The 26091-nt window shown below is 66.1% G+C and carries 28 protein-coding genes; 16 read left to right on the forward strand and 12 right to left on the reverse strand.

Annotated features, from left to right (window positions below; all coding sequences use genetic code 11):
* The first annotated feature begins 157 nt into the window (after window positions 1-157).
* The 4 genes from RQI43_RS15545 (at window position 158) to RQI43_RS15560 (ending at window position 3995) form a co-directional block, all read left to right on the forward strand.
* A complete protein-coding gene (locus RQI43_RS15545) occupies window positions 158-1564 on the forward strand; it encodes a PLP-dependent aminotransferase family protein (RefSeq protein ID WP_311275724.1) in 1407 nt (468 codons plus the stop codon).
* Window positions 1565-1623: 59 nt separating this feature from the next.
* Window positions 1624-2040, forward strand: coding sequence for an HIT domain-containing protein (locus RQI43_RS15550; protein ID WP_056422142.1), 417 nt, complete (start codon window positions 1624-1626; stop codon window positions 2038-2040).
* Window positions 2040-2945, forward strand: a complete 906-nt coding sequence (gene nudC, locus RQI43_RS15555; RefSeq protein ID WP_311275725.1) for an NAD(+) diphosphatase — start codon at window positions 2040-2042, stop codon at window positions 2943-2945. Before RQI43_RS15550 ends, nudC begins: the two co-directional genes overlap by 1 nt.
* Before the next feature lie 231 nt (window positions 2946-3176).
* On the forward strand, window positions 3177-3995 hold the full coding sequence (locus tag RQI43_RS15560; protein WP_311275726.1) for an outer membrane beta-barrel protein: 819 nt from the start codon (window positions 3177-3179) through the stop codon (window positions 3993-3995).
* Window positions 3996-4043: 48 nt separating this feature from the next.
* On the opposite strand, the gene RQI43_RS15565 is transcribed toward RQI43_RS15560, so the two are convergent.
* The 3 genes from RQI43_RS15565 to RQI43_RS15575 all read right to left on the reverse strand — a co-directional run bounded on the left by RQI43_RS15565 (window position 4044) and on the right by RQI43_RS15575 (window position 6821).
* Window positions 4044-4556 (reverse strand): ureidoglycolate lyase, encoded by a 513-nt coding sequence (locus RQI43_RS15565; RefSeq protein WP_207414042.1) that lies wholly within the window; start codon window positions 4554-4556, stop codon window positions 4044-4046.
* Window positions 4553-5392, reverse strand: a complete 840-nt coding sequence (locus RQI43_RS15570) for a bifunctional allantoicase/(S)-ureidoglycine aminohydrolase (RefSeq protein WP_311275727.1) — start codon at window positions 5390-5392, stop codon at window positions 4553-4555. The genes RQI43_RS15565 and RQI43_RS15570 overlap by 4 nt, the downstream gene beginning before the upstream one ends.
* 127 nt (window positions 5393-5519) lie before the next feature.
* Window positions 5520-6821, reverse strand: coding sequence for a dicarboxylate/amino acid:cation symporter (locus RQI43_RS15575; protein ID WP_311275728.1), 1302 nt, complete (start codon window positions 6819-6821; stop codon window positions 5520-5522).
* A gap of 214 nt (window positions 6822-7035) precedes the next feature.
* On the opposite strand from RQI43_RS15575, the gene RQI43_RS15580 reads away from it, so the two are divergent.
* Both RQI43_RS15580 and RQI43_RS15585 read left to right on the forward strand, forming a co-directional pair.
* The gene (locus RQI43_RS15580; protein ID WP_311275729.1) at window positions 7036-7968 is read left to right on the forward strand and encodes a LysR family transcriptional regulator; all 933 of its coding nucleotides are present in this window, start codon (window positions 7036-7038) and stop codon (window positions 7966-7968) included.
* A gap of 436 nt (window positions 7969-8404) precedes the next feature.
* Window positions 8405-8677: a hypothetical protein gene (locus RQI43_RS15585; protein WP_156467623.1), complete on the forward strand. Its 273-nt coding sequence runs from the start codon at window positions 8405-8407 to the stop codon at window positions 8675-8677.
* A 19-nt stretch (window positions 8678-8696) separates the two neighbouring features.
* On the opposite strand, the gene RQI43_RS15590 is transcribed toward RQI43_RS15585, so the two are convergent.
* Window positions 8697-8960, reverse strand: a complete 264-nt coding sequence (locus RQI43_RS15590) for a hypothetical protein (RefSeq protein WP_311275730.1) — start codon at window positions 8958-8960, stop codon at window positions 8697-8699.
* A 324-nt stretch (window positions 8961-9284) separates the two neighbouring features.
* On the opposite strand from RQI43_RS15590, the gene RQI43_RS15595 reads away from it, so the two are divergent.
* The 3 genes from RQI43_RS15595 to RQI43_RS15605 all read left to right on the forward strand — a co-directional run bounded on the left by RQI43_RS15595 (window position 9285) and on the right by RQI43_RS15605 (window position 12833).
* Window positions 9285-11378, forward strand: coding sequence for a M48 family metalloprotease (locus RQI43_RS15595; protein WP_311275825.1), 2094 nt, complete (start codon window positions 9285-9287; stop codon window positions 11376-11378).
* Window positions 11378-11884 (forward strand): hypothetical protein, encoded by a 507-nt coding sequence (locus RQI43_RS15600; RefSeq protein WP_311275731.1) that lies wholly within the window; start codon window positions 11378-11380, stop codon window positions 11882-11884. Before RQI43_RS15595 ends, RQI43_RS15600 begins: the two co-directional genes overlap by 1 nt.
* 307 nt (window positions 11885-12191) lie before the next feature.
* A complete protein-coding gene (locus RQI43_RS15605) occupies window positions 12192-12833 on the forward strand; it encodes a hypothetical protein (RefSeq protein ID WP_311275732.1) in 642 nt (213 codons plus the stop codon).
* Window positions 12834-13020: 187 nt separating this feature from the next.
* On the opposite strand, the gene RQI43_RS15610 is transcribed toward RQI43_RS15605, so the two are convergent.
* Both RQI43_RS15610 and RQI43_RS15615 read right to left on the reverse strand, forming a co-directional pair.
* Window positions 13021-14160 (reverse strand): HPP family protein, encoded by a 1140-nt coding sequence (locus RQI43_RS15610; RefSeq protein ID WP_311275733.1) that lies wholly within the window; start codon window positions 14158-14160, stop codon window positions 13021-13023.
* Window positions 14161-14429: 269 nt separating this feature from the next.
* Window positions 14430-14753, reverse strand: a complete 324-nt coding sequence (locus RQI43_RS15615) for a transposase (protein WP_311275734.1) — start codon at window positions 14751-14753, stop codon at window positions 14430-14432.
* Between the two features lie 417 nt (window positions 14754-15170).
* Between RQI43_RS15615 and RQI43_RS15620 the strand changes: the two genes are divergently transcribed.
* Both RQI43_RS15620 and RQI43_RS15625 read left to right on the forward strand, forming a co-directional pair.
* On the forward strand, window positions 15171-15404 hold the full coding sequence (locus RQI43_RS15620) for a DUF6471 domain-containing protein (protein WP_311275735.1): 234 nt from the start codon (window positions 15171-15173) through the stop codon (window positions 15402-15404).
* A complete protein-coding gene (locus RQI43_RS15625; RefSeq protein WP_311275736.1) occupies window positions 15359-16342 on the forward strand; it encodes a hypothetical protein in 984 nt (327 codons plus the stop codon). The genes RQI43_RS15620 and RQI43_RS15625 overlap by 46 nt, the downstream gene beginning before the upstream one ends.
* 105 nt (window positions 16343-16447) lie before the next feature.
* Here the strand turns inward: RQI43_RS15625 and RQI43_RS15630 are convergent, their stop codons facing one another.
* Window positions 16448-16720, reverse strand: coding sequence for a hypothetical protein (locus tag RQI43_RS15630; RefSeq protein WP_311275737.1), 273 nt, complete (start codon window positions 16718-16720; stop codon window positions 16448-16450).
* Window positions 16721-16873: 153 nt separating this feature from the next.
* Between RQI43_RS15630 and RQI43_RS15635 the strand changes: the two genes are divergently transcribed.
* A complete protein-coding gene (locus tag RQI43_RS15635) occupies window positions 16874-18496 on the forward strand; it encodes a Na+/H+ antiporter (protein ID WP_311275738.1) in 1623 nt (540 codons plus the stop codon).
* Between the two features lie 280 nt (window positions 18497-18776).
* Window positions 18777-19043 carry a hypothetical protein gene (locus tag RQI43_RS15640; RefSeq protein WP_311275739.1) on the forward strand — a complete coding sequence of 89 codons (267 nt, stop codon included), beginning with the start codon at window positions 18777-18779 and terminating at the stop codon, window positions 19041-19043.
* A gap of 34 nt (window positions 19044-19077) precedes the next feature.
* On the opposite strand, the gene RQI43_RS15645 is transcribed toward RQI43_RS15640, so the two are convergent.
* Both RQI43_RS15645 and RQI43_RS15650 read right to left on the reverse strand, forming a co-directional pair.
* The gene (locus tag RQI43_RS15645; protein WP_311275826.1) at window positions 19078-21093 is read right to left on the reverse strand and encodes a PAS domain S-box protein; all 2016 of its coding nucleotides are present in this window, start codon (window positions 21091-21093) and stop codon (window positions 19078-19080) included.
* A 137-nt stretch (window positions 21094-21230) separates the two neighbouring features.
* A complete protein-coding gene (locus RQI43_RS15650; protein ID WP_207413376.1) occupies window positions 21231-21641 on the reverse strand; it encodes a DUF1236 domain-containing protein in 411 nt (136 codons plus the stop codon).
* A gap of 296 nt (window positions 21642-21937) precedes the next feature.
* Between RQI43_RS15650 and RQI43_RS15655 the strand changes: the two genes are divergently transcribed.
* A complete protein-coding gene (locus RQI43_RS15655) occupies window positions 21938-22162 on the forward strand; it encodes a hypothetical protein (protein WP_311275740.1) in 225 nt (74 codons plus the stop codon).
* Between the two features lie 87 nt (window positions 22163-22249).
* Here the strand turns inward: RQI43_RS15655 and RQI43_RS15660 are convergent, their stop codons facing one another.
* Window positions 22250-22486, reverse strand: coding sequence for a DUF6894 family protein (locus RQI43_RS15660; protein ID WP_056422073.1), 237 nt, complete (start codon window positions 22484-22486; stop codon window positions 22250-22252).
* Window positions 22487-22734: 248 nt separating this feature from the next.
* Window positions 22735-23772: a calcium-binding protein gene (locus RQI43_RS15665; RefSeq protein WP_311275827.1), complete on the reverse strand. Its 1038-nt coding sequence runs from the start codon at window positions 23770-23772 to the stop codon at window positions 22735-22737.
* Between the two features lie 316 nt (window positions 23773-24088).
* Here RQI43_RS15665 and RQI43_RS15670 point away from each other — a divergent pair, with 316 nt between their 5' ends.
* On the forward strand, window positions 24089-24361 hold the full coding sequence (locus tag RQI43_RS15670; protein ID WP_207413372.1) for a hypothetical protein: 273 nt from the start codon (window positions 24089-24091) through the stop codon (window positions 24359-24361).
* A 103-nt stretch (window positions 24362-24464) separates the two neighbouring features.
* On the opposite strand, the gene RQI43_RS15675 is transcribed toward RQI43_RS15670, so the two are convergent.
* The gene (locus RQI43_RS15675; RefSeq protein WP_056422068.1) at window positions 24465-24824 is read right to left on the reverse strand and encodes a hypothetical protein; all 360 of its coding nucleotides are present in this window, start codon (window positions 24822-24824) and stop codon (window positions 24465-24467) included.
* 294 nt (window positions 24825-25118) lie between these two features.
* Here RQI43_RS15675 and RQI43_RS15680 point away from each other — a divergent pair, with 294 nt between their 5' ends.
* Window positions 25119-26006, forward strand: coding sequence for an MBL fold metallo-hydrolase (locus tag RQI43_RS15680; RefSeq protein ID WP_311275741.1), 888 nt, complete (start codon window positions 25119-25121; stop codon window positions 26004-26006).
* Window positions 26007-26091: the final 85 nt, after the last annotated feature.

Below are 26091 nucleotides of genomic sequence, written 5' to 3' on the forward strand. Positions count from 1 at the left end.
CCCCGATGCAAGATCCCGACCCCCGCCGCACTGCGTTATCGCCCGGCCCTGGCTCACCGACTATCAACAGTTGGCGGGTTGGCACGCGCAGCTGTATCTGTTCACCCACCCATACAGTCGGATCGCCGAGACCGGCCTCGCCCGTGGATGACGGCCCATGATCAGCCTCGACCCCGCCAGCACCGCCCCCCTCGTCGCCCAGCTGGTGGAGGCCGTGTCCGAGCGCATCCGCAGCGGGAGCGTGGCGCCGGGCGCCCGCCTGCCATCGGTGCGCAAGCTGGCCGTTCAATGCGGCGTGAGCACGCTCACCGTCTCGAACGCCTATAACCGGCTGGTGGCGGACGGCCTGCTCGAAGCTCGACGCGCGAGCGGATACTTCGTCTCGGCCCGGCTGCTCGATCGCAAATCCGTCGTCCCCCGGCGGAAACCCGTGCAGATCTCGGTGGATTCCGGCTGGCTGCTCCAGCGGGTCTACGAGGAGGACGCTTTCACCGTCAAAGCCGGCTGCGGCTGGCTTCCCGACAGCCACCTGTTCGCCGACGGGATCAAGCAGGCCCTGGCGGCCCTGGCGCGGCGCCCCGACCGGCTGGTCTCGCGCTATGGGCATCCCCTCGGCCACGCGCCCTTGCGCCGGGCGATCCAGTTGCTCCTCGCCCAGCGCAACATCGAGTGCGAGCCGGACCAGATCCTGCTGACGCATGGGGCGAGCCAAGCCCTCGACCTGACCATGCGGACCTTCCTACAGCCGGGCGACATCGCCTTCGTGGACGATCCAGGCTATTGCAACCTCTACCCCTCGCTCCACGCCATGGGGGTGACCATCGTCGGCGTCGAGCGGACCCTCCAGGGGCCGTCGATTCCCGCGCTCCAGGCACTGGCGGAGCGGCACAAGCCGAAGCTGTTCTTCACCAATACGAGCTTCCACAACCCCACCGGGACGTCCTGCTCGCCGGCCACCGCCTACCAGATCCTCCGCATCGCCGAGAAACACGACTTCCAGATCGTCGAGGACGACATCTATGCGAGCTTCGTCGAGGAGACGGCGCCCAGCATCGCCAGCCTCGACCAGCTCGCGCGCGTCATCCACATCAGCAGCTTCTCGAAGACCATCTCGCCCGCCCTGCGGGTCGGCTATCTCGCCTGCAACCCCGAGAATGCGCAGCGGCTCCTGCGCATGAAGATGGCGGCGAGCCTGACGAGCTCGGAAATCTCCGAGAGCATCGTCCACTCGATCCTGACGGAAGGCCAGTACCGCCTCCACATCGCGAGGCTCCGCGAAAAGCTCGCCGCCGAGCAGAAGATTGTGGCCGAGGCCCTGCTCTCGGTGGGCCTGTCGCTGTTTCACCGCCCCGCCAACGGGCTCTTCCTCTGGGCCGGCTTCGGCGGAGATCCGGACACGGCCGGCCTCGCGCAAAGGGCCGCCGCGAAGGGCATCATGCTCGCCCCCGGACACCTGTTCCGCGCCGATCAGGAGCCGACCCCGTGGCTGCGCTTCAACGTGGCGCATGCCAACGCGCCGGCCCTGTTCCGCTTCCTCGACACCGAGCGGCCCGCGCCGGCGTGACTTACGAGGCCGAACCGGCGAGAACTCCGCATTCCCAACGCATCCCAGCTTGAGCGGCGATGACAAACGATTTCACCCTCGACCCGCGCCTCGTCGCCGACACCGTGCCGGTGGGCGACCTCGCCTTGTGCAGTGTCCTGCTGATGGACGACGCCCGGTTTCCCTGGCTGATCCTGGTGCCGCGCCGGGCGGGTGCCAGCGAACTCACCGACCTGTCGGCGGAGGATGCGCGCGACCTCATGGACGAGATCCGGATCGCCACCGGCGTGATGCTGGCCCTCGCCAAGCCCGACAAGGTCAACGTCGCGGCCTTGGGCAACGTCGTACCGCAGCTCCATGTCCATGTGATCGGGCGTTTCCTGTCCGATCCGGCCTGGCCCTCGCCGGTCTGGGGCGTAGGCACGCGCCAGTCCTATCCGCACCACGCCCGCGCCCAGATGATCGAGCGCATCGGCGCCCTGTTCGCGGCCGCCTGATGAGCGCGCGCCTCGACCGACTCGGCTATGCGGAAAGCCGGCTCGTCCGCCATTCGGCCGAGAGCAGCGACCTCGTGCCGAAGCCGGACGCGCCGGATGCGCGGATCGTGCTGGTGGCGGGGGACCGCATCGTCCTTGCCGGCGATACGGCGCTCCTCCCCTCCGGGCAGGCGGCGAGTGCCTGTCACGCCGATCTCACGCTCTTCCTCGGCCGCCTCGACGGGGCTCCGGTCTTCGCCTGCGCGGTCTCGCCGGAGTCCGCCGACGGGTATGAGTCCGATCCCGGCTTCCGCACCACCGACCTGCGCAGCCTCGCCGCCGAGAATGCGGTAGCGCCGCATGAACTCGGCCTCCTCGCCACGGCGAAATCCATCCTGGCCTGGCATGCCCGCCACGGCTTCTGCGCCAATTGCGGAACGGCCACCCGTTTCGCCGCCGGCGGTTTCCGCCGCGAATGCTCGACCTGCGAGACCCATCACTTCCCCCGCGTCGATCCCGTGGTGATCATGCTGATCCGCCGTGGAGAAACCTGTCTGCTCGGCCGCTCGCCGCGCTTCAAGGAGGGGATGTATTCCTGCCTCGCCGGCTTCCTGGAGCCCGGCGAGACCATCGAGGACGCGGTCCGCCGCGAGACCCTCGAAGAGGCGGGGCTGAGGATCGGCGCGGTGACCTACCACGCCTCGCAGCCTTGGCCGTTCCCGTCGTCGCTGATGATCGGCTGCGCGGCGGAGGCCCTGGACGAAGCGATCACCATCGATCCGGCAGAGCTCGCGGATGCCCGCTGGTTCACCCGCGACGAAGTAGCGGCGATGATCGCCGGCACCCATGGCGAGGGACTGACCGTGCCGCCGCCCATGGCGATCGCTCATCTGCTCATGCGTGCCTTCGTCGAGGAGCGGCTTTAATGGGCTGTGGAAACCGGTCGACAGACTCACGGCAGTGTCATTTTTGTACCTCCCCGAGGAGGAGTTAGCCACGTCGCGTCATGGTTAAAAATTTCGGACGATCGGTCCGAAATTGTGTCTTCCCGGCACTATCCCAGGATCGCTCCGTTGATTCACGTCGCTGCCGTCAATGGAGGCGGCGAGGGGAAGATGGCGAAAGTTTTGTTGGGTGTCGGCGCGATAATCGGGCTGATGACCGGGACCGCGGCTGCGGCGGACCTACCCCGCCGCGCTGCGCCGCCACCCGTCTTCGTGCCGCTTCCGAGCTTCAGCTGGACCGGCTTCTACGCCGGTGTGCAGGCCGGATACGGCTTCACCGACCGGCAGACCGTCCGCACGGCGGCGACCTCGGTGAATGGCAGCAACGCCGATCTCTTCATCGAGCGCGCCGGCATCGCCTCCCTGTCCTCCCGGCAGGAAGGCTTCGTGGCCGGCGGTCAGGCCGGGTACAATTACCAGTTCACCCCCGGCGCGGGCCTCGTCCTCGGCATCGAGACCGACATTGCCTATACCGACCTGGACGAGACCAAGCGCAGGTCGCGCGGCATCTTCGGGTCGGGCAGCGATTCGGCCGTGGTGACCACCACGCGTCAGAGCCTCGATTTCCTCGGCACCGTGCGCGGCCGGCTCGGTTACGCGTTCGATCGCGTCCTGGTCTACGGCACCGGCGGTCTCGCCTACGGCAACGTGAACTACCAGAGCGCGTCGAGCTTGCAGCTGGGGGGAACTCCGACCCTCGCCCTCTTCGCCGGCGGGATCGACCGTCTCGAGACGGGCTTCGCCTATGGCGGGGGCATCGAATACGCCCTGCCGACCGAGAGTTTCCTCAACGTCTTCCGCTCCTCCGCGGTGACGCTGAAAGTGGAATACCTGCATTACGATCTCGGCAAGCGCAGCGTCCCGCTGACGGGCTCCAGCGGACTCGCCCAGTCCCTCGTGGAGGCGACCTCGCGCTTCCGGTCGGAGGGAAGCGTCGTCCGGGTCGGGCTGAACTACAAGTTCGGCTCCTGAGCCATCGGGACATCCGGCTCACGATGCCCTCCGGGGCATCGCGGCGGCTTATCCCTCCGACATTGTCGGCAGAGCGACCGTCCAAGGCTCGTCGAGCCGAACCTCTTCCAAGTTGGTGCCCGTCCCGCCGCGATCGATCACCAGGAACTCCTGGGGCGCACCGAAGGGGGTCAGCACGCCGTGCCACGTGCCGATAGCGTAGCAGACCCCCTGGCCCGGCGCCGTGACGAAGGCCTGTGGTGGTCCGGGCCGCCCGTCCTCGTCGGGGCACACGACGACGAGGAACGGCGCGTCGTTCAGCGGTACGAAGGCCTGCGCGCCGAGGGGATGGCGCTCGATGAGACCGACCCTCAGCGGCAGGGGATAGGGCTCGGCTTCCACGAGGCCGATCACCACGCGCGCGTCCTCGCCGAGGGTACGGACCTCCGCCAGATCGTGGAAGCGGCGCGCCATGCCGGCATTCATGGGGCGCGGATCAACAGTCGCCCTGTCGATGATCGTCCCGAACGGGGCGAAGGCTTGGGGGGTGAGTGGACGCGCGACGATGTGCCGGGCGCTCATCGCCCGCCCCTGTGCGGCGTAAGGGCCGGGTGGCGGTTGACGTCCTTGTAGAGCAGGTAGCGGAAAGGGCCGGGGCCGCCCGCGTAACAGGCTTGGGGGCAGAAGGCGCGTAGCCACATGAAATCGCCGGCCTCCACCTCGACCCAGTCGCGGTTGAGCCGGTAGACCGCCTTGCCTTCGAGCACGAAGAGCCCGTGCTCCATCACATGGGTTTCCTCGAAGGGAATCGAAGCACCGGGCTGAAGCGTCACGATGTTCACGTGCATGTCGTGGCGCACGTCGTCGGGGGAGACGAAGCGGGTCGTGGCCCAGACACCGTTCGTGCCGGTCATGCCCCGCGGCTCGATCTCGGAATCGTGGCGGATGAAGGCGGGGGGCACGTCGATGCCCGGCACGGGCTCGTAGGCCTTGCGGATCCAGTGGAAGCGGGCCGGCTCGCCGCCGTCATTGCGCAACGTCCAGGGGGCGCCCGGAGGAAGATAGGCATAGCTGCCGGAGCGGAGGGCATGCGTGGCCCCCTCCAGGACGAGGCTGGCATGACCACCGACCACGAACAGCACGCCCTCGGCGCGGGCGTCGAGTTCCGGGCGCTCGCTGCCGCCGCCGGGCGCGACTTCCATCAGGTACTGGGCGAAAGTTTCGGAAAAGCCGGAGAGCGGGCGGGACAGGATCCAGGCGCGGGTGTCGTCCCAGAACGGCAGCACGCTGGTGACGATGTCGCTCATCACGCCTTTCGGGATGACCGCATAGGCTTCGGTGAATACGGCCCGGCCGGTCATCAGCGCGGTCTGGGGCGGCAGTCCACCGCAGGGCGGGTTATAGGAAGAGGCGGTCACAGGCTCGTCTCCAACAATTCATGCGACTCGTTCGAGCCGTTAACGTCGCGGGCCCAGCGCGGATCGTGCCAGGGCGGACCCGGATTGGCCTGTTCCGACCTGGGCGCGCCGGATGTCGTCCCGGAGCTTACGCCTTGGCAAGGGGGCTATCGAGCACCGCCGCCGTGTCGGTGGCGACCTCTCCGTTCAGGACGCGATGGGCCTGAGCCCGATCGATATCGCCCTCCCAGGCGGCGATGACCACCGTCGCCACGCAATTGCCGATGAGGTTGCCGAGCGCCCGGGCGATGCCGACGAACCAGTCGATGGACAGAACCAGCACCAGCCCGATCACCGGGATTTCCGGCACCGCCGACAGGGTCGCCGCCAGGACGACGATGGCCGATCCGGGGACGCCGTGTGCGCCCTTGGAGGTCAGGAGGGCGATGCCGAGGATCAGCATCAGGTGTCCGAAGGACAGGGGCGTGTTGGTGGCCTGCGCGATGAAGACGGTGGCGAGGGTGAGGTAGAGGGAAAAGGCGTCGAGGTTGAACGAGTAGCCCGTGGGGATCACCAAGCCGACGGTGGAATCGCGGATGCCGAGCCGTTCGAGCTTGCGCATGATCTGCGGCAGCACGCTGTCGGAGGAGGCCGTGCCCGCCACCACCATGAGTTCCTCGCGCAGATAGGCCAGGAGCTTCAGGATGCTGAAGCCGGCCGCGCGCAGGATCGCGCCGAGCACGACGAAGACAAAGAACGCGACACCCACATAGAACAGGGCCACCAGCATCCCGAGCTGCCGCAGGGAGCCGATGCCGTACTTGCCGACGGTGAAGGCGACGGCGCCGAGGACACCGAGGGGGGCCAGCCGCACGATGAAGCCGATGATCTTGAACAGGACGGCGGTGATCCGCTCGATGCTCTGCGCCAGGGGCTGCCCGTGCTCGCCCAGCAGCGCCAATCCCGAACCGAACAGGATCGCGATGATGAGGACCTGGAGGATGTCGCCCTTGGCGAAGGCATCGACGATCGTGGTCGGGATGATCTTCATCAGGAAGTCGACGGTACCTGTCACCTGCCCGACCCGGTCGGTGTAGCTGGCGATGGCCTTGGCATCGAGGGTGGAGGGATCGATGTTCATGCCGGCCCCCGGCGCGAACACGTAGGCGAGGACGATGCCGAGCACGAGGGCCAGGGTCGTGACCGCCTCGAAATAGATCAGCGCCTTGAGACCGACCCGGCCGACCTTGCGCAGGTCCCCCGCCCCGACGATGCCGTGCACGACGACACCGAAGACCAGGGGCGCGATCGCCATCTTGATCAGCTTGATGAACCCGTCGCCGAGGGGCTTCAGGGCGACGGCGAAATCCGGCAATGCGATGCCGAGGACGATCCCGAGGACGAGGGCCGCGACCACCTGACCGAACAGGGACGCAAAGAAGCGCCGCATGCGAACCTCCAACCATTGCTTCAGGCCGTTCGTCGCTCCGCGTGCCCGGCCCCGGTGCATCGGAAGGGTCGTCGATGTGACAGCGGCACGTCGGGGAAATCACCCGGGTGCGGCATGCTGTCGCCAATCGCCGAGTGCAGCATTGTTCGCCCCGCGCCGGCCGTCAAATATCTCTTTCGTCGCCATTAAGAGCTTCCACATATGAATGGCGGTCATGCAACTGCGCCACCTCCGCTACTTCGTCGCCGTCGCAGAAAAGCTGAGTTTCACGGCGGCGGCGGAGGCCCTGGGCGTGGCGCAGCCGCCGTTGAGCCAGCAGATCCGCGATCTGGAGACGGAGATCGGGACCTGCCTGCTGGAACGGACGACCCGCCGCGTGTCGCTCACCCAAGCCGGCCAGGATTTCCTGGTCCGGGCCAAGGCCATTCTCCACAGCGCGCAGGACGCCACCGAGCGGGCGCATGCCATCGGCTGCGGCAGCGTCGGCGTGCTCAATGTCGGCCTGACGGGCTCCATGCTCGCCGGACCGCTCGGCGGACTGATCTATAAGTTTCAGGAGACCTTCGTCGGAGTCGACATCCAGATCCATGAGATGTCGCCTGACAAGCAGATCGCTGCGCTGAAATCGGGGCAGACGGACATCAACTTCCTGCGAACTCCGCCGCAGGACCCGGACCTGACGAGCGAATTGGCCTGGAGCGAGGGAATCAACGTCGTCCTGCCTAAAGGCCACAGCATCACCACCGAATCGGTGACGTTGAGCTGTCTGAAGGACGAGAAGTTCGTCTTCCTGCGTCTGCGGGATTCGCTCTTTGCCAGGCACATCCTGCAATGCTGCATCGGCGCCGGTTTCTACCCGACGATCTCGCAGCAGGCGGTGGAAGCCGCCTCGCTCACCAGCCTCGTGGCGGCGGGTTTCGGTGTCGCCCTGATCCCGGAATTCGTGGCGAAGCTCGCCCATGCGAACGTCACCTATCGGCCCGTCGTCTCGCCGATCCTGTCGGCGGATGTCCACGCCCTCTATCATCTGCGGTCGGGGCCGATGGCGCAAAATTTCCTGGCTCTGATGCGAAGCGACGCGGAGCGCTTGGCTACCGAGTTGCGGCGAGACCGGCCTTCGGTCGGGAGCGGCGTAGAGCGGTCTTAGACTTTGGCTAACCAATCGGGCCCACCCTGGCTGCCATGTCGAAACAAACCGTCAAAACCGCACGATGCGCCCTCTGGCTGGCTTCGCTGGCCCTCTGTTGCGTCTGCGCCTTCCAACTCATGAAGATCCCTAAGACCGCGCCTCAGCCGGGCAATCACGCCACGCTCAGGGGCGAGCCCGAGACGACGGGATCGATTGAGACGCGGCCTGTGAAGATTTGCCGCCCCACTGTCTGTTAATGACTTCTCACCGATCGGAGGGCGTGAGCACCATTCATTAACCACGGCATCGCATTGTCGGGGCAACCCAACTTGCAGGTACCCGAGTGTTCCAGGCCCGTTCGATCGGCATCGAAGATTTCAACGACGATTGCCCTGTCTCAGGCGATCAACTTGGGAAGATATACCGCGCTCACGCGGACGCCATCCCCGATTTGGTGGCGGGCATACCCGAGAGGACCCGGGCGCGCCTCGCCGCCTTCCTCTATGGCCGGAGCCATACCCGTGAACTCGCGACGCAGGTCGCGGCATCCTGCCAAGCAACCACCCTGCGACAGGTCGCCGGCGACCTCGGCGACGCGATCCACCGGCAATCCCGACAGGGCTACACGCCTCCCACCTACGGCGATGGACACCGTGTGTCGAAGAAGGGCGTCAGCCTTGCGGGGTCGGGTGCAGCATTGGGAATGACGGCCAGTCCCCGTTTCTGACCCGGCTGAGCCGGCGCGGCTAATCCATACCACGCGCGGCGCGCCATGCCGCCAAGGCGCTCTCACGGGCGTCGTAGAGATGCCGAAGGCGACTTCCCCCCTCGCCCCGGCCCGCGCGCTGAGCCGCCATCTCGTCGATCCTGTCGGAGCCGAACACGCTTGCCAATTCGGCGATCCACTCAGCATCCGCGGCGATGAGATCGGCCTCTGTGGAGGCGAGGGCCGGGGTAGAGAAACCTGGGAAGACGTCGAGATTCATCCGCCCCCATACGGAGCGGCACATAATGAAGTTTCATACCTCATCCCAGGGGCCACCCTGACGCTTCCGCAGCGTTCCTGCGCTGGAATCCCTGGCGAATGCTGATGGAGCAACCCGCCCCGGACACGATCCACGCCGCCCTCCGCATCGACATGCCAGAGGCGCCCGGATCGTGTCCGCAGCCTGACGGGTGATTTTTCCTAGGAAGTGGCCTATCTGCATGCCCGTTTGCGCTAGAACGCATCCCGGGAGGCAGGCATCGCCGACGCAACGATCACGCGCGCCCCGTCGCGGCTACGCTCTCTCGCTGGCCTCGTGGCCGCCACCGTCCTGCTGCCCCTGGCCATCATGCTCCTCGGCCTCTGGGAACAGGAGCGCGCCGCCGCCGATTGGGCCGAACTCGATGCCGAACGCCTGCAGCTGATACGGGTCGTCGAAGACCTTGAGGCGCGCCAGCCACAGGACGGCCGCATCGATTTCCGCATGCAGTTCCGCCGCAACGGCCAAGTCTATGGCGGCCCCCTCGCCCTGGTTCAGGCCCGCGCGGCCCGCGACGAGGCCACCACCCTGACCATGCTGATGGATTGGCGCAGGAGCCTGCCGCCGTTCGTCGTCGCGGCCGGTGCCATCGCGGCCGTTCTGTCCTTCCTCGTCCTGCTCGCCGGCGCCGTCCTGGGATGGATGGGCCGGGGCTCGCGGGACGTGCTGGTCGTCGGCTTCTCCCTGGTGCGACGACTCTTGCCTCCCATCCTCGCGGTCCAGGTCCTCCTCACCGCCGGAGGGGTCGTTGTCGCCGTGATCGTCGAGGCCGGTATGCTCGCCCGACCCGGCCTCGGCAGCGGAGAGATCAAGCTGCTGCTGGTCGCCGCCGTAGCTATCGGCGCCGTGCTCATCACGGCCGGTGCGACCGTTCTCGGTCTGCGCCGGGCTCTCGCCGCGTTCGAGCCCGACCCGCTGCCGATCCTCGGCCGGACCGTCTCGCCAGCGGAGGCGCCAGGCCTGTGGCGTCTCACCGAGGGGCTCGCCGAACGGCTCGGAGCGCTCAAGCCCGAGGCCGTGGTGGTGGGCCTCACCGGAGGATTCTTCGTCAGCGCCGGGCCGGCCGTGGTGGAGCCGGGGGGCGAGCTGCTGACCGGCCGCATCCTCTATCTCCCGCTGCCCTATCTCGCCCTGATGCGCGGCGACGAAGTGGCGGCGATCATCGGCCACGAACTCGCCCATTACGCCGGGGGCGACACCGCCTACAGCCAGCGCTTCCTGCCAATCTATGCCGGGGTCGGGCGCTCCCTCGACGCGGTGGCGGAGGGGCATGCCGGATCCTTCGGGCTGCTGACCCCGTCCTTGCGCCTCGGCGCCTTCGTGATGGAGCGGTTCCACCTCGCCGTGCGGCACTGGAGCCGGACGCGGGAATTCGCCGCCGACGCCGCGGGGGCCGGGCCGACCTCGGCGGATGCCGCCGCGCGGGCGCTGCTCCGCACCGGCGCGGTTCAGCCGCGCATCGCGGAAATGCTCGATGCCGCCGCCGAGACGCCCGGATCGGCCCCCGCCGATCTCGTGGCCGCCATCCTCGATCACGTGATCGCGCGCGGGCTCGACGACCCGGCCGCGCATCTGGAGGCCGAGCAGCCCCACCCCACCGACACCCATCCGCCGACCCGCGAGCGCATCGCCGCCCTCGGCAGGACGCTGGATGCCGAACTCCTGGCCGCCTCTGCCATCGTGCCGCCGCCGCACGCCCTGGGCCAGCTCGCCGCCTATTTCGCGGACCCCACCGGCCTGTGCCGGGCGGCCACGGCGGATTTTCGCGGGGCGGTGGAAGAGCATGACGCAGCCGTGCGGGCGCATCTCGAAGCGACGGCGGCGGCGATCGACACCGAGGAGCGGATCCTGCGCGAGAACAGCCGGCCCGGCGCCATCGTCCTCGCGGTCACCGGCCTGCTCTTCGCCACTTTCGCTCTCGCCCTGGTGACCCTCGGCTTCCCGGGATTGTCGGCCTGGGAGGCGCGCCTCGTAGCGGCGGTCTCCCTTGCCTGCGGGGCTATGCTTGGGGGCTTTGGCCTGTTCAGGCTGTGGCGGGGCGAGCGGACCACGATGATCCTGCGGCCCGAAGCCCTGGTGATCCCCGGCCTGGACCGGCCCATCCCCTGGGACGACATGGCCGACCTCGACATGACGCTACAGCAGACGGGAATCGTCACGCGCCTGCTCCTGCCGCCGGAGGCGCTCTTTCCGCAGAGGGTGCCGGGGGGCCGGAAGATCCGCCTCGACCCCAAACGCCGCATCGTCACGATCAGGGCCAGCCTTCCGCGAAAGATGACGCTGCAGGACTTCGCCGACCTGATCGGCCGCTACCGGCACGCGGCCGAGGCGCGCCGCATCCTCGCGGAGGCTGGCTCGTCTCCGGCCCCTCCCATACACGATGCCAGACGAGGCTCGCTTTGATGACTGCCCCTGCGAAAAGCCCGGCCTCCTTGCGCCTTCCCCCTCCGAGTCAGGGCTGGGGCAATATCTTGTGGACGCTGTTCGGCCTCGTGGCGTTGGCGGGTCTCCTGGCCGCCTGCCTCGTCTACACGGCGCCGCCGTTGCTCTCGGATTGGCAGGTCCGCGAAACGGCCCATCCGGTCGCCGACGCGCGGGTGACGGACGGCAAGTGCAGCGCCAAGATCGTGATCCATATCTGCGACGCGACCCTTAACCTGCGCACCTCGACCGGAGCCGTCGCGCGCCGGGTGAACTACGTGTTCAGTGGCTTTCATGTGGGCGATTACAGCATCCGGGTGATGGCCGATCCGGCCCGGCCAGACCTCGTCACCACCGATCTCGGCCTCGACCGGTTGTGGAATCGCACCCTGACTTTCCTGGCGATCACCGGTGCCATCGCGGCGATCATCGTGCTGGCGATCGCCGGCATGGTCCGCAACCGGCGGGCGGCCTCGGGGGGCCTTTGACGGCGGGACCGGTCGCGCGAGCCGGGATTTCGGTCGGACGCGACCCCGTTTCCCACCGCCACGCGGCGGGCCTTCGGCGTGTTTCGTCGTCGCGACGGATGGCGCCACGCGCGAGGGGGCGGCAGCCACCCGAGTGCGGGAAAACGCGTGATCCGGCAAGCTCTTGAGCCACCCCGAGCGTGGCGCGACCATGGCGGATCGGCGCGGCGTTGCGCCGATCATGGCAAACCGCGCCGCGTTCCGGTCACACAGGTGGGCCACGGACCTCACGCCCCCATCGCCCCCGCTTTCCGAACCGAGGTTCCGCGTGGACCAAAGCCTGCGCCAACGTTTCGACGGAGCCTGGACACGGGCGGTGGGAGGGGCCGGCGCGGAGGCCGCATGGCGGGCGCTCGATGCGGGCTACGGCGAGGCGGCGCGGCATTACCACGGCTGGCCCCATGTCAGGGCTCTGCTCGCGGGGCACGATGCCGTGCGGGGGCTGCCCGACGTTTCGGGGCTCGACGGCGACGCCATCGATCTCGCCATCTATTTCCACGACGCCGTCTACGATCCGGCCCGCTCCGACAACGAGGCGCGGAGCGCCGACCTGCTCGTCACCTGCTCGGGGTCCGGCCTCGGCCGGGATGGCATTCGCTCGGCCGTCGCGATGATCCGGGCGACCGCCGCGCATGGACCCAGCGAGGACCCGGAAACGCGGTTGATGCTCGATCTCGACCTCGCGGTGCTCGGCGATCCGCGGGCGATCTACGAGGCCTATGCGGCGGCGATCCGGCGGGAATATGCGATGGTCCCCGACGCGGCCTGGAGGATCGGGCGCGCGGGCGTGCTCGATCGGTTTCTCGACCGGCCCCGTCTCTACCAGACCGGGCATTTCCACGACCGCCTGGAGAGTGCCGCCCGTGCCAACCTCGCCGACGAGGCGGCGGCGCTTCGGGCCGGAGGGTAACGCGCTCAGGCGCGGCCGAGAAGCCGGTGGACCTGCCACGTGATCATCATGCTCGACGCCATCAGGATCACGTAGAGGAGGTGGAGAAGAAGCGGCGTGTCGTGCATCGGCCCGAACCCGTGCTGGTACGGTGGGAGGGAAACACCCCCTCCACGCAACAACCGGGCCATACTCTCCGACCCACGGATCACGCCGCGTGCGGCGTGGTCACTGCGAAGGCCTTGTTCGAGACCAGGCGCGTGAGGACCGCGACGAGGTCGGTCTGGGTGACGATCCCGAGGATGCTGCGGTCCTCGGCCGTGACCACCACCGCATGCGTGCGCCCGTTGCTCAGCGGCTCCACCAGCGAGAGCACCGGCTCGTCCGCCCTAGCGGTCCTGGCCTCGGACATGACCTGCGCGATGGTCCCGTCGCCCCGCAAGGCCAGTTCGCGCAGGCCCAGCGTGCCGGCGAGCCGGCCCGCGCCGTCGACCACGGGCAGGGTCCGGATGTTGTGCTTGAGCAGCAGGTCGCGCGCCTTCGCGATGGAATCGTTCACGCCGATCGTGACCACGTCCCGCGACATGACCGTGCCGCAGTCGAGCTCCCCATGGGCGCGGGACATGGCCTGGCTCTCGACCTCGCGGAGCAACCGATCCAGGTCGGTCCGGTCGATGTCGAGGGTTTCGTTCAAGGACTCGAGCGCCGCGTCGACGTCGCGGGCATTGAAGCCGACGCGGAGCGGAGCGGGCAGATCGGCCGTTCCATGGACGTTGACGGGCGCCGCCTGCGGGACATGCGGATATTGCCGCCCCGACAGCCGATGGAAGGCGATGCCGAGGCCGACCAGGATGAGGGAGTTCAGGCAGACGGGGACGAAGGGAAACAGGAAGCCGGAGGACGCGATGGCCGGTCCGCCGATGAGGGCCGTCAGGGCGGCGGCACCGCCCGGCGGATGCAGGGAGCGCGTGAACGACATCGCCGCGATGGCGAGCGAGACGCCGACACCGATGGCCAGCACGGGGTTGGGAATGAAATAGGCCGCCGTGACGCCGATCAGGCCCGAGATCGTGTTGCCGCCGATGATCGGCCAGGGCTGGGCGAGCGGGCTCGCCGGCACGGCGAAGAGGAGCACCGCGGTCGCTCCCATCGGGGCGACGATCAGGGGAATGTGCGGCCCCTCTCCGACGATCCAGCCGCTGACGAGGCCGGTCAGCGCGATGCCCAGGAGAGCACCGAGGCAGGCGATGAGACGCTCGCGCAGGGTCGCCCCCGCCAGGATCGGCCGAAACAGGCGAGATCCGAGCAGGTCGCCGAGACGACGTCCAGGACCGGCGATGTTGGACATCCTCTCGTTCTCCCCCGTGCGACCACCCACCCCGCCGATCAGAGCCGCCATCGCCGGCTCACGACCCTGGTATACCAGGCGGAGTTTTACAGAAGGCATCGAGATTTGCAATCTCGATAGGCATTCTGCCTTCTAGTGAGGCAGATCGGGGGTCCGATCTGGTTGCGAGACGCTTTCGCCCTGGAGGGGCTCACGATTTCCGCCTCTCCGGTTCCTACGGATCGGGCGAAGAAGCTCTTGGCTTGGTTCGTGTTGGCACCGTCCGCCGACTAGGCCTCGGAGTGATTGATACGGCCAGCGCCGAGGAACGAGATCTCTAGCTCGTTCCAGCGGGTCGCCTCGTTGGCGTAAATTTTGGAGCCCTTGGCCTGACGCTTGGTCACGAACGTCAGTGTGCGGCCCTTGCGCCGGCGCATGACGATCCGACGCTCGGGACTTAGGTTGGCATTGAGGCGATGATCCTTGCGATCCTCCTTGCGGTTCTCAGGACGAACCGTGCCACCGAAACACGCGCCGTCGATCTCAATCTCCCCATCGAGGCCAAGGCCGCGTGTCTCAGCCGAAAGGGGCTCGCAGCTTGTGGGCAAGGACAAGAGCCGTCTTGTAGGACACCGGTAGGTCGCGGCTCGAGTTGGAGAGCCGACAGGCCCTTTTCCGCGTTCACGAAGATGGCGACGTCGGCGCACAGGTCCGTGAAGGCCAGCCTGCGCGAGGCGAAGATGGTCACGCTGAACTGCTTGCCGCAGTCCGCGCACCTGAAGCGACAACAGGTCTAGATGCCGCAGTGGTCGAGGCAATCGAAGCCGGGGCACACGAGCTCGCCATCCGTCTTAGGCCAGCGAAGGCGCTTGAAGGTCTGGTAGGTTTTGTCCTCGCCGCCTTTGTAGATCGCCTTGAGCGAGAGGGTGCGGGCGGCTACCGAAAGGCCGAAAAGAGGAAATGTTGGGTCACTATTGCCAAATCCGATGTCGACACATCGAATATGGCGACATTTACCCCCAGGGGCGACGATGACGAAGGCCAACGAGACCGAATGGCAGGCCAGCGTGAAGAACCCCCTCAAGGCCGAGTTGAAGCGGAAGGGCTTCAGCTGCCGCGATCCGGTCGAGAAGCTGGCTCCCACTGGTGTGGAGGAGACGGAAAGGAATATCGCGAATAAGATCAGCCGGGGCGGGCTCACAGCGGTGTTTTTATTGCAATGCCTAAAAGTGGTTGGCGCTACGTCTTTGCGTTTGGTGGAGTAGGCGTCCTTGCTGGCATATTCCTAACCGCAGCACTGCTAACCTCCTCTTCACCACCAAATTGGGAAAGCGGAGCAAAACAAAGCAAGGCCGACCAAACAGAACAAAAGAGCCGGGCGACGGTCGCGGGGCCTATCGAATCCACCGAACAACGCGACGGCTCGGAAGAGAAATGGCCGTGCAAACGCGGCCAAGAAAATCGTAATTCCGATCTTTGCGCTCAATGGAAGGCCGCAGATTCCGCGAGCGATGCTGCATTGTGGGGGTTTCTCTCTTTCATAGTTGGTATTTTTGGTACCATCGGGCTGCTGATAAACATCATCTATACCCATCGTGCCGTAAGTGTTGCTGACAAATCTGTTGTCGAGAGCCGACGAATGGGCGAGGTTCAAAATAGAGCGTACCTCCAGATTATCTCCAAATCTTCCAAAATAGTATTCGACAAAGACAGTGGTTGCATATCTCCACAAGTTGAAGTCGTGGTTAAAAACACCGGGCAGACTCCGGCTCGTGAAGTTAAAATTGTTGCTGTTCATTCCAAGGTCTGGAAGGGTTCCACCAGCTTTCCCAAGGCCGACGTTATCAATTATCCTGGCACCAATATTCTGGAAATAGGATCTCAGACCGAAGGAAAGCTCGTCATTTCTCCTTTGGGATATGGCGCCACTACAGAGTGGATATCTAAGCAAATATCCAGAAGTCCCCATGCCGGTATCATAATGAACGGAGCTATATTCGGATACATCACGTTCGATGACGTATTCAGCATAAACAGAACTATAAGATTTAGATTTCAATCCCTTATTTTCTTCGGGCAAGATGGGAACCTTCAATCCTCTCCAGTCGAATTTCGCTTCTGGATGCTTCCTGATGAAGAAGCCAAGTCCGCTAACAGGTGGAAAAGAAACAAGGACGGTGGCTGGACCTTGCAAGAGGCATGATGTGCCAATGGCAGCGGTCAATAAAGACCGCGTCCTTGAGCCGTCCTTCCCCAAAATTTTCATCGGGTGTCTCCCGCCCGGCCGTCTGAACCAAAGGTGCCTCGCCTAGGGCTTCGTGCATTTGCTCCATGAGGCCGGCTTTGTGAGGAACGTCACGGTGCGGCCCGTACGCTGGCACAGGACGATGAAGACCCGGCGCTCTGGGCTCTGGTTGGCCTTGAGTCGGTGATCCTTGCGATTCTCAGGGCGAACCGAGCCGCCGAAATGCGCGCCGTCGATCTCGACCTTGCTGTCGAGGCCAAGGCCAGCCGTCTCAGCCGGAAGCGACCCGCGCCGCTCGTGCGCCAGGACGAAGACCGTGACAACGATCCCTGTCATGCCATCGCCGATGCGGGTAATCCGAGGAGGTTGGCGCCGCTGTGCCCTACGATGCCTCGCAGGCGGTAATGGCCACGACGCGCCATCGCGCCCCTATGACGCCACACCGCCGGGGCATCGACACCGCCATCGGCTCCACCATGAAAGAGGCGCATGGAAAGCGTTACCGTCGTCCTGGCCCTGCTGCTGTCCGTCCTCGTCAGCGGCGCCCTCGGCCGCCTGCTTCCGCTGCCGTTGCCGTTGATCCAGATCGCCATCGGCGTGGCCCTGGCCCTGGGCCCGCTGCCGAGCACGTCCCTCGACCCCGAAATCTTCTTCCTGGTCTTCCTGCCGCCGCTCCTGTTCCTGGACGGCTGGCGCATTCCCAAGCGCGACCTGTTCCGGGACGGCAAGACCGTTCTGGCCCTCGCGCTCGGCCTCGTGGTCCTGACCGTGCTCGGCATCGGAACGCTGATCCACGTCATGATCCCGGGCATCCCCCTCGCCGTGGCCTTCGCCCTCGCGGCCGTCCTGTCCCCGACCGATCCCATCGCGGTCTCGTCCGTGGCGGCGCAGGCACCGGTGCCGCGCCGTCTCATGCACATCCTCGAAGGCGAGGCCCTTCTCAACGACGCCACCGGCCTCGTCTGCCTGCGCTTCGCCATCGGCGCCGCCCTGACCGGGACCTTCTCGCTGCCCCAGGCCGCGACCACGTTCGTGTGGCTCGCGCTCGGTGGAATCGGCATCGGCGCCGCGACCACCTTCCTCCTCATGGGCGCGCAGGACCTCCTGCGCCGGCGCACGGGGGAGGACCCCGGCCTGCAGATCCTGTTCAGCCTGCTCACGCCCTTCGGCGCCTATCTGGCCGCCGAGCATGTCCACGCCTCCGGCATCCTCGCTGCCGTCGCGGCCGGCATCGCCATGACCTATGTGGAGATCCAGGGCCGCAGCCTGGGGGCCACGCGCGTTCGGCGCACCGCCGTGTGGGACACGGTCGCCCTCGCGGCCAACGGCTCGATCTTCGTCCTGCTCGGCGAGCAGCTGCCGGCGGTCCTGCGGGAGGCCGCCAAACAGTCCGACGTCGAGGGCGCGGGCTGGCTCGTTGCCTGGATCCTGGCCATCACCGGCGGCCTGATGGCCATCCGCTTCGTCTGGGTCTGGGTCTCGCTCCAGTTCGTGCTGATGAAGGCGCGCCGGAACGGCGACCGACGAGAGGCGCCAACCCTGCGCCTCGTGGCCGCGACCACCCTGGCGGGCGTGAAGGGCGCGATCACGCTGGCGGGTATCCTGACCCTGCCGCTCACCCTGGCGGACGGCACGCCGTTCCCCGCGCGCGACCTCTCCATCCTGCTGGCGATGGGGGTGATCCTCACCTCCCTCCTCATCGCGAGCACGATCCTGCCGCCCCTCCTGCGCGGGCTTCGCCTCCCACCCGAGCCCAGCCACGATTCCGAGGAGGATGCGGCCCGCGCCGCCGCGCGCGACGACGCCGTGAAGGCGATCGAGGCCCTGCAGCATCGCCTCGTGGAGGAGCAGGAGGATGCCTCCATCGCGGTGGAAGCCGGCGCCCGCGCCATGGATCGCTATGAAGGTCTGGAATCGCCGACGGAGACGCCCCGCAAGGATGTCAGCCGTGTGAAGCAACTGGCGCTCACCGAGAAGCGCCTGCGCCTCGCGGGCATCGACGCCGAGCGCCAGGCGCTCTACCGCCTGCGCCGTTCGCAAGCCATCGACGACGTTCTGCTGCGGCGGCTCGTCCGGGAGATCGACCTGATCGAGGCGCGGCTCGTCGCCTAGAGCTGCGCCCAACCCCATTGGGTCGGGTCACATCGTCCAGGCCTTTGTTTTGCCGCGCTCTTTTTCGCCGAACCGGCATTCACTTCGGCGGAGAGCGCTCCAGTCGCGCCTCGGTCCGGGAGACGCGCGGGAATGCGAGATCCGGCGGCGCATATTCTAATCCGCGATCGCGCGTGCGGGTCGGCACGTCATAGATCGCGATGACGCCCCATATTGGTTTCCAACAGCAACAAGCAGACACCCTTTCAGGTCTGCAGCTTATAGGAGCCAAGCAATCCTCATGAAGTCCCGTATTGCCGCCATCGCCACCGCCCTTGTTCTTGGTGTGGCCCCGATCTCGTCGGCGATGGCCTACGATAGTCCTTCCCGCTACACGACGGTCTCGCCTTACGATGTCGAGACGACAGGTTCGATCCAGTCTCGCGACGATCTCTTTTCGCGCAACCCGGCCACCTGCCCGATGAGCTCCGCCGCCGAAGGCAATGCCAACCAGCAGAACTTCCCGGTCCAGCAATACGGCCAGACCTCCGGCGGAAACCGCTGCTGATCGGCGTCCGAGGGGGCGACGATAGAGTCCCCGCTCAATGGGCGGGTGAGCCGGAATCGTCGCCCGTCCTGGCACTGACCGGCTGGAACGCCGGCACCTGAGGATCGGCCTGCAATCGCGTCAGGATGGCGCGGGCGAGATCCGCCTGGTCGAACGGTTTGGTCAGGCGCACGAGATCGGTCTGCGCGTGCTCCGTCGGTTCGGCGTAGCCGCTGGCGAGGATGACCGGCAATCCCGGATACGCCGCCTCGATCGCCGCGATGAGCTGCAGGCCGTTCATGCCGGGCATCAACTGGTCGGTGACCACGAGATCGAACGGTTCGGCGCTGCCGAGGACGTGCAGGGCCTGTGCGCCCGACATCGCCTCCTGCACCCCATGACCGAGATCTTCCAGCATGGCCGCCGTGTTCATGAGGACGAGCGGGTCGTCGTCGACGACCAGCACCCGCAACGGCCTCGTCTTCGGCAGGGGAAGCCCGTGTTCGGGCGCTCTCTTGTCCGGGCCGCCGGCCTGGGCCACGGGCAGCCACAGCTCCGCGACGGTGCCCTGGCCCGGAACGCTCGTGAGGATCAGCCGTCCGCCGGATTGCTCGGCAAACCCATGGATCATGGAGAGGCCGAGCCCGGTGCCCTTGCCGACGCCCTTGGTGGTGAAGAACGGCTCGGCGGCGCGCGCCAGGGTCCGCTCATCCATGCCTTCGCCGGTATCGGCGACCGAAAGACAGACATAGCGGCCGGGCGCGAGTCCCGGAATCTCGTGGAGGCCGATCTGTGCCTCGCGGGCCGAAATGGTGATCCGCCCCCCCTCCGGCATGGCATCGCGGGCGTTGACGCTCAGATTGAGCAGGGCCAGTTCCAGCTGGTTGGCATCGGCGCAGGCGAGGGGCAGCTGCAGGGGAAACTGCGTGTCGACCCGGACGACGGAGCCGATGGAGCTCTGCAGCAGCTCGGCCATGCCGCGCACGAGAGCCGGCACGTCGACGGGGCCGGTCTCCAGGGTCTGCTGGCGCGCGAAGGCGAGCATGCGCCGGGTCAGCGTCGCCCCGCGCTCGGCCGCCTGAATGGAATTGTCCACCAGTCGCAGGAGCTTGCCATCCGGCGGCAGACGCTTGCGGGCGAGGTGCAGATTGCCCAGGACGACCGCCAGCAGGTTGTTGAAATCATGGGCGACGCCGCCGGTGAGCTGGCCGATCGCCTCCATCTTCTGTGACTGGACGAAGCGCGCGCGGGTCTCTTCGAGGGTCTGTTCGGCGTTTCGCCGCTCCGTGACGTCCCGGGTGATCTTGGCGAAACCGATCAGTTGGTCATGCTCGCCCCGGATCGGATCGATGACGACATGCGCCCAGAAGCGCGTGCCGTCCTTCCGGACGCGCCAGCCTTCCGCTTCGAAACGGCCTTCCTTCGCGGCCGTCCGCAGGGCGTGGCCGGGCAGGTCCGAGGCGCGATCCTCGTCGGTATAGAACCGCGAGAAATGCTCGCCGATGATCTCGTCGTCCGCATAGCCCTTGAACCGCTGCGCGCCACGGTTCCAGCTCGTCACCTTTCCCTGCGGATCGAGCATGTAGATGGCGTAATCGTGCACACCCTGGACGAGCAGGCGGAAATGCTGCTCGCTCTGCCTGAGCGCGGCCTGGGCGGCATGCCGCTCGGTGAGGTCGCGGGTGACCTTGGCATAGCCGAGGAGGGTGCCGTCCTCATCGCGGATCGGGTCGATCAGCACATGGGCCCACATCAGGCTTCCGTCCTTGCGGACGCGCCATCCCTCCTGCTCGAATCGCCCCTCGGTCGCGGCGATCTTCAGCGCACGGCCGGGAAGATCGGTGGCCCGGTCGTCGTCGGTGTAGAACCGCGAGAAATGCTCGCCGATGATCTCCGCGTCGGTATAGCCCTTGAAGCGCTGGGCGCCGCGATTCCAGCTCGAGACCCGACCCTCGATGTCGAGCATGTAGATGGCGTAGTCGACGATGCTCTCAACCAGTAGACGATACCGGTCGTCACCTACAATCGATGCATTGCTTGCTTGCGAGGCCTTCAGCTCTTGCTCGGGCATTGCAGAGTGATGGATTGAATCATCGGGCATGGGCCCACCATACGGGATACCGAACGCGATGTCGGCTGCGTCGCATTACGGACGCAGCTCATGGCATGACGGCCGTCACATCGGCCCCGGCAGGGGAGGATCGGCGCTCAGTCGATCACTTCGACGATGCGGCGGGTGCCCGGCTCGACCAGGACGGGGAGATCGTTGACGATCGTGTAATTGTACCCTTTGAGGGCGAATTCCGGGGGCACGTCGTAATAGACGACGCCGTTCTCGGGCAGCACGGTGCCGACATGGACCTTGCCGCGATACGCGAAGGACGGGCGCCTTTCGCCGCGCGTATAGATGCGGAACCGCTCACGGCGGTCGATCCCGAGAATGTCGTTCGCCGTGCCGACAGCCCCTCCGATCACACTGCCGACGGCCGCGCCCAGCGGCCCGGCAATGTTTCCACCGCGCTCCGCGCCATCCTGCGCCCCTCGGGCGAGGCCCTGCGCGTGGGCGGCCGTCCCAACGCTCAACGCCGCGAGCACACCCACCGCAACACGCATCCGCATCGGTTTCGCTTCCGTCTCTGATGGGCCGAACGGGAAAGAGCACTTCCGATCCGCGCTGCCTTTTCTTGCCGATGGATGGTTAACATAATCCACTGTCGGGACGGGTTCGCGTGCGAGACGCCCTGCGTCGTCGGACCACGACCTCATCGTTTCTCGACGCGGTCCCCCTCGCGCAGCCCCGTTCCGCCCAATGGTACGAGACCGGACGAAAGGTCGGAAAAAAACTTAGGTTATTGCTGGACAGGCCTCGTGTGCTTTCGAAAGGCATCAGGTCCCCTGTGCTGTGATGGCCCCTGATGTCCGATCCGCCCCAGCCTCCAGCCACGATCGTGGGAACACAGCCACGACCGGCCTACCGGGTGCTCGTCCTGTCCAAGGAGGGAACGATCGTTGAAGTGAGACGGATCTCCGTCGATAGCGACGACGACGCCATCCAGCACACGCAAAGGCTCGTGGACGGGCACGCCCTCGAGCTCTGGGATGGTCTGCGCTTCATCGAACAGTTCCTGCCGACCGAGTGACCGCATTTCCGTCGCCGGGAGGGAGATGTCCCCGATCCCGGAGGGCGACCGAAGCAATCTCGATGACCGGACACCGGGGGAGGGCCGCTAATCCAGCTTCAGGGCCTCCTTGAACGGCACGACGGCGCGCAGTTCACCCGAATCGTCCATGATCTCGAAGCACTGCCCGTCCACGAGCCGCCCGGCCCGGACGAGTTCGGCGAGGATGTCCCGTGCTGATGCCAGCGCTTCCAGGCGAGCCGCATCGACATCGACGAGAACGCTCCCCTCCTGATCTTCGATGAGATCGTCGCCGTCGCGAATGTTGAGGTAAAAACGAGGCATACCAGTCAACGGCAGGCTCTAGCCCAAGTTGCTGTATGAAAGAAGACATAGCTTCCTCCAGTCCGATGCTTTTGCGTCGCCGCACCGGATCCGAAGGTCGGGATTCGGGCACGCGCCTCTCGAAAATCCTCCCGTCTCGCGCGGACAGGCCTCGATGAGGCGGGCTCACCGAGGCCAAGCGTCATGTCACGAGTCTCACGTCTCACATCACGAAAGCGGCCGGCCGTGGACGGACGCTCGTATGCCGATCACACGACATGCACATCCGTGTGGGTGAGCGTGGCGAGGTTCTCCAGCGTGGCGAATTGCTGTTGGGCCTGGCTGCCGCTGCCATCGGAATCGTAATAAAGGGCGCCGGTGTTGCTGTCGTAGAGCACCCTGTCGTCCCCATCGACGGTCGAACCCGCCGTACCGATGTCCTTGAACGCAGACTCGGTGAGTTCGCCGGGGGCCAGCGCCTCGAAGATCTCCTGCGACAGGCTGATCGTATCGAGATCGTGGGTGAAATCGGTGATCCGATCGACATTCGTCGAGCCCAGTCCCGTATCGAAGACGAAGGTGTCGTCGCCGCCGCCACCCGTCAGGATATCCCTGACCTGACCGCCCGCGAGCACGTCACGGCCCGCACCGCCTTCGAGCTGATCGAGGCCGGCGCCGCCGAGGAGCTCGTCCCTGCCGGTACCGCCGAACAGCTTGTCGTTGCCGGCATCGCCGAACAGGACGTCGGAGCCGTCGCGACCGAATAGAATGTCGTTGCCGGCGTCACCGTCGACCAGATCATCGCCCTCGCCCCCGTCGAGACGGTCGACGTCAGCGCCGCCGGTGACGAAATCGTCGCCGCTGCCTCCGAGAACGGTGTCTCGCCCCAGCTCTCCGACAAGGAAATCATTGCCGGAGCCGCCGCTTATGTAGTCGTCACCCGCATTGCCGGCGATGTAATCGTCGCCGAAGATGCCATAGAGGATATCGTTGCCGTCTTCTCCTATGATCTGGTCGCTACCGGCATTTCCTCTGATCACATCGTTGCCGAGGCCGCCGGCTATGTAGTCGATACCGTCACCGCCCGTGATCCGGTCGTTGCCGTCCTGGCCGTCGATGCGATCGAACCCGCCATTACCATTGAGGACATCGTCGCCTGAGAGACCAAGGATGATATCTTCATCATCCGTACCATTCAGAACATCACTTCCAAGAGTACCGTTCAGCTTAGCCATGGCGTTTGCCTCCGCTTCATGCGTGATCGCAGGGTTTTTATAGAGGCAACTGAAACATCGTCCATTGCTCATCACGGAAACAATTGTTTGCGGCGCTGCAGCATGCTTTGCAGTACCGATGGATATTTAACCTCAGTTTTTCTCATAGTATAAAGAAATATTGGGAATTCGACCTGTCTGGGAGCACATCGCTTCGCGCCATTCGAATGCCTGCGACATTTCATCCCGCATAGACTTCGATGATGCGCTCTACGTATTTCACCTTGGGACGATGGCACGCATCCGGGGAGCGTGACTTACGGTTATTCTGTTCGGACGGATCTTCACCGCAGGAACATTCGCCGTCGAACCGGATTGATGCGTCACTCTCGGAAAACAAGGACGTTCGATGAATAGCCTACGCATCGTCGTGAGCGCGGGAGCGCTCGCATTGTCGGTCATGCCCGCTTTCGCACAGGGGTTGATGTCTCCCAACGGGGAACGTGGCGTGGTGATCCAGAACCAGCCGAACACGACCGGCAACAGCCGCGATCGCGTCATCTCCTATGGGGCGACGGGGGCCGATACCGTGACGACCAATTCCGCCGCGGGCGGCAATGCGAGCCGACCGGAGCAGGCCATTCCGAATGGCAGTGCCGGTGGGGGTCAGGGCGGCCGCTGAGAACCGGCGACGCCCACTCCCTCCACGGTCTTTCAGGCCGCGTATCGGGGATCGGCGCTGAGGCGACCGGTCGCCGGTCGGGCCACCATCACCGAGCTTGGCATCAGCCCTTGGTCCCCTTGAAGGGGCGGAACAGCCAGGCCAGGCGCTTGGCGTCCGCCTCCTCGCCTTCGGCGGGTTCAGGCACGGCCTCCTCGTCTTCGCGGTCGGCCACCGGTTTTGCCGAATCCTCGTCCTCGAGCTTGCCGATCATCTGCTCCAGCAGCGGCGGCAAGTCCCGTTCGTATTTTTCGAGGATGATGGCGGCATCGAGCAGGGCGTGAATATGCGCTTTGGGAATGGGTTGACTGGCGATCTGTGCGCTGAGGACGCGGTCGGCCAGAAGACTGGCGAGCCGCGAGACTTCGGACAACCTACCGATGGGATCCGTGGCGTTGGCGGACGGGTCCGGGCTCTCGTTCATGACAAATGTTCTCCCCCCTCAGATGTTTAACCCATTATCCGCCGTCCCCCTACATGCGCCACGCACTTCTGCCCCGGTCGACTATGCCGTGGTCGAGTGGGAGGCGCTGCCGGAGCCCTAGAGCGCTCACCGCCGGAGGGGATGCCGGTTCGGCGAAAAAGAGCGCGGCAAAACAAAGGCCTAGAGTTGCACCCGACCCAACGTGGTCGGGCGCAGCTCTAGAGGAACCGGCATCCGCGGGATCGATTGGCCTATCGACCGGGCGGCGATGCAAACCCTTTTACGAGGTGCCCCATGGCGCAACAGGTTCCCGTCGACGCGACTGCGCAGATCGAGACGCCTCTGGGTGCGGACGGTACCCACACCATCACGGAGGATCTCGTCTACCAGCGCCATGCCATCGTGAATGTGATCTTCCATGGTCCGCCGGGAGCGGGCGACCGTGGCTGGACGCTGATCGATGCCGGGATCATGGGGTCGAAATCCGCGATCCGGAAAGTGGCGGAGCAACGCTTCGGCCCGAATGCCCGTCCGGCGGCCATCGTGTTGACCCATGGCCATTTCGACCATGTCGGGGTCGTGGAAGACTTGGCTCGCGAATGGGACGTGCCGGTCTGGGCCCATCCGCTCGAACGTCCGTATCTCGATGGGTCCGCCGCCTACCCGCCGCCGGACCCCTCCGTCGGCGGCGGCCTGATGGCCCGGCTCTCGCCCCTCTATCCGCTCGCGCCGGTCGACGTGTCCGCCCATCTCCGGGACCTGCCGGAAGACGGCTCGGTGCCCTCCATGCCGGGCTGGCGCTGGATTCACGTGCCGGGCCATTCGGTGGGTCAGGTCGCGCTCTGGCGGGAGGCGGACCGCACGCTGATCGCGGGCGACGCCTTCGTGACGACCGCTCAGGAATCGGCCTACGCGGTCATCGTCCAGGAGCCCGAGATCCACGGTCCGCCGATGTATCTCACCACCGATTGGGAGTCGGCGGGCCGTTCGGTGGCGATTCTCGCGGCTCTCGAGCCGGAGCGTGCGATCACGGGCCATGGACGCCCGCTGGAAGGGCCGGCCCTTCGCGAGGCGCTTCATCTGCTGGCGGATCGTTTCGACGCGGTCGCGATGCCGAGGCAGGGAATGTATGTCGATGAGCCGGCCCGAGCCGAGGACGGATCGGCCTACAAGGAGCCGTGACGCGCCTGTGTGGCCGCGTCGGGTGACGGATCGGCGATGCGGGCTCGGCCCCATGCTGCTTGGGCGGTCGTGCCCGCGCGATCGG

The organism is Methylobacterium sp. WCS2018Hpa-22, from assembly GCF_031843785.1.
Taxonomy (GTDB): Bacteria; Pseudomonadota; Alphaproteobacteria; order Rhizobiales; family Beijerinckiaceae; genus Methylobacterium.

What these genes read in the sequence shown, in the direction of transcription:
- RQI43_RS15545 (WP_311275724.1), top strand. Translation starts at nt 158, where the DNA reads ATGATCAGCCTCGACCCCGCCAGCACCGCCCCCCTCGTCGCCCAGCTG.
- RQI43_RS15550 (WP_056422142.1), top strand. Translation starts at nt 1,624, where the DNA reads ATGACAAACGATTTCACCCTCGACCCGCGCCTCGTCGCCGACACCGTG.
- nudC (WP_311275725.1), top strand. Translation starts at nt 2,040, where the DNA reads ATGAGCGCGCGCCTCGACCGACTCGGCTATGCGGAAAGCCGGCTCGTC.
- RQI43_RS15560 (WP_311275726.1), top strand. Translation starts at nt 3,177, where the DNA reads ATGACCGGGACCGCGGCTGCGGCGGACCTACCCCGCCGCGCTGCGCCG.
- RQI43_RS15565 (WP_207414042.1), bottom strand. Translation starts at nt 4,556, where the DNA reads ATGAGCGCCCGGCACATCGTCGCGCGTCCACTCACCCCCCAAGCCTTC.
- RQI43_RS15575 (WP_311275728.1), bottom strand. Translation starts at nt 6,821, where the DNA reads ATGCGGCGCTTCTTTGCGTCCCTGTTCGGTCAGGTGGTCGCGGCCCTC.
- RQI43_RS15580 (WP_311275729.1), top strand. Translation starts at nt 7,036, where the DNA reads ATGCAACTGCGCCACCTCCGCTACTTCGTCGCCGTCGCAGAAAAGCTG.
- RQI43_RS15590 (WP_311275730.1), bottom strand. Translation starts at nt 8,960, where the DNA reads ATGTGCCGCTCCGTATGGGGGCGGATGAATCTCGACGTCTTCCCAGGT.
- RQI43_RS15595 (WP_311275825.1), top strand. Translation starts at nt 9,285, where the DNA reads ATGCTCCTCGGCCTCTGGGAACAGGAGCGCGCCGCCGCCGATTGGGCC.
- RQI43_RS15600 (WP_311275731.1), top strand. Translation starts at nt 11,378, where the DNA reads ATGACTGCCCCTGCGAAAAGCCCGGCCTCCTTGCGCCTTCCCCCTCCG.
- RQI43_RS15610 (WP_311275733.1), bottom strand. Translation starts at nt 14,160, where the DNA reads ATGTCCAACATCGCCGGTCCTGGACGTCGTCTCGGCGACCTGCTCGGA.
- RQI43_RS15620 (WP_311275735.1), top strand. Translation starts at nt 15,171, where the DNA reads ATGACGAAGGCCAACGAGACCGAATGGCAGGCCAGCGTGAAGAACCCC.
- RQI43_RS15625 (WP_311275736.1), top strand. Translation starts at nt 15,359, where the DNA reads ATGCCTAAAAGTGGTTGGCGCTACGTCTTTGCGTTTGGTGGAGTAGGC.
- RQI43_RS15630 (WP_311275737.1), bottom strand. Translation starts at nt 16,720, where the DNA reads ATGACAGGGATCGTTGTCACGGTCTTCGTCCTGGCGCACGAGCGGCGC.
- RQI43_RS15635 (WP_311275738.1), top strand. Translation starts at nt 16,874, where the DNA reads ATGGAAAGCGTTACCGTCGTCCTGGCCCTGCTGCTGTCCGTCCTCGTC.
- RQI43_RS15640 (WP_311275739.1), top strand. Translation starts at nt 18,777, where the DNA reads ATGAAGTCCCGTATTGCCGCCATCGCCACCGCCCTTGTTCTTGGTGTG.
- RQI43_RS15645 (WP_311275826.1), bottom strand. Translation starts at nt 21,093, where the DNA reads ATGCCCGAGCAAGAGCTGAAGGCCTCGCAAGCAAGCAATGCATCGATT.
- RQI43_RS15650 (WP_207413376.1), bottom strand. Translation starts at nt 21,641, where the DNA reads ATGCGGATGCGTGTTGCGGTGGGTGTGCTCGCGGCGTTGAGCGTTGGG.
- RQI43_RS15655 (WP_311275740.1), top strand. Translation starts at nt 21,938, where the DNA reads ATGTCCGATCCGCCCCAGCCTCCAGCCACGATCGTGGGAACACAGCCA.
- RQI43_RS15660 (WP_056422073.1), bottom strand. Translation starts at nt 22,486, where the DNA reads ATGCCTCGTTTTTACCTCAACATTCGCGACGGCGACGATCTCATCGAA.
- RQI43_RS15665 (WP_311275827.1), bottom strand. Translation starts at nt 23,772, where the DNA reads ATGAGCAATGGACGATGTTTCAGTTGCCTCTATAAAAACCCTGCGATC.
- RQI43_RS15670 (WP_207413372.1), top strand. Translation starts at nt 24,089, where the DNA reads ATGAATAGCCTACGCATCGTCGTGAGCGCGGGAGCGCTCGCATTGTCG.
- RQI43_RS15675 (WP_056422068.1), bottom strand. Translation starts at nt 24,824, where the DNA reads ATGAACGAGAGCCCGGACCCGTCCGCCAACGCCACGGATCCCATCGGT.
- RQI43_RS15680 (WP_311275741.1), top strand. Translation starts at nt 25,119, where the DNA reads ATGGCGCAACAGGTTCCCGTCGACGCGACTGCGCAGATCGAGACGCCT.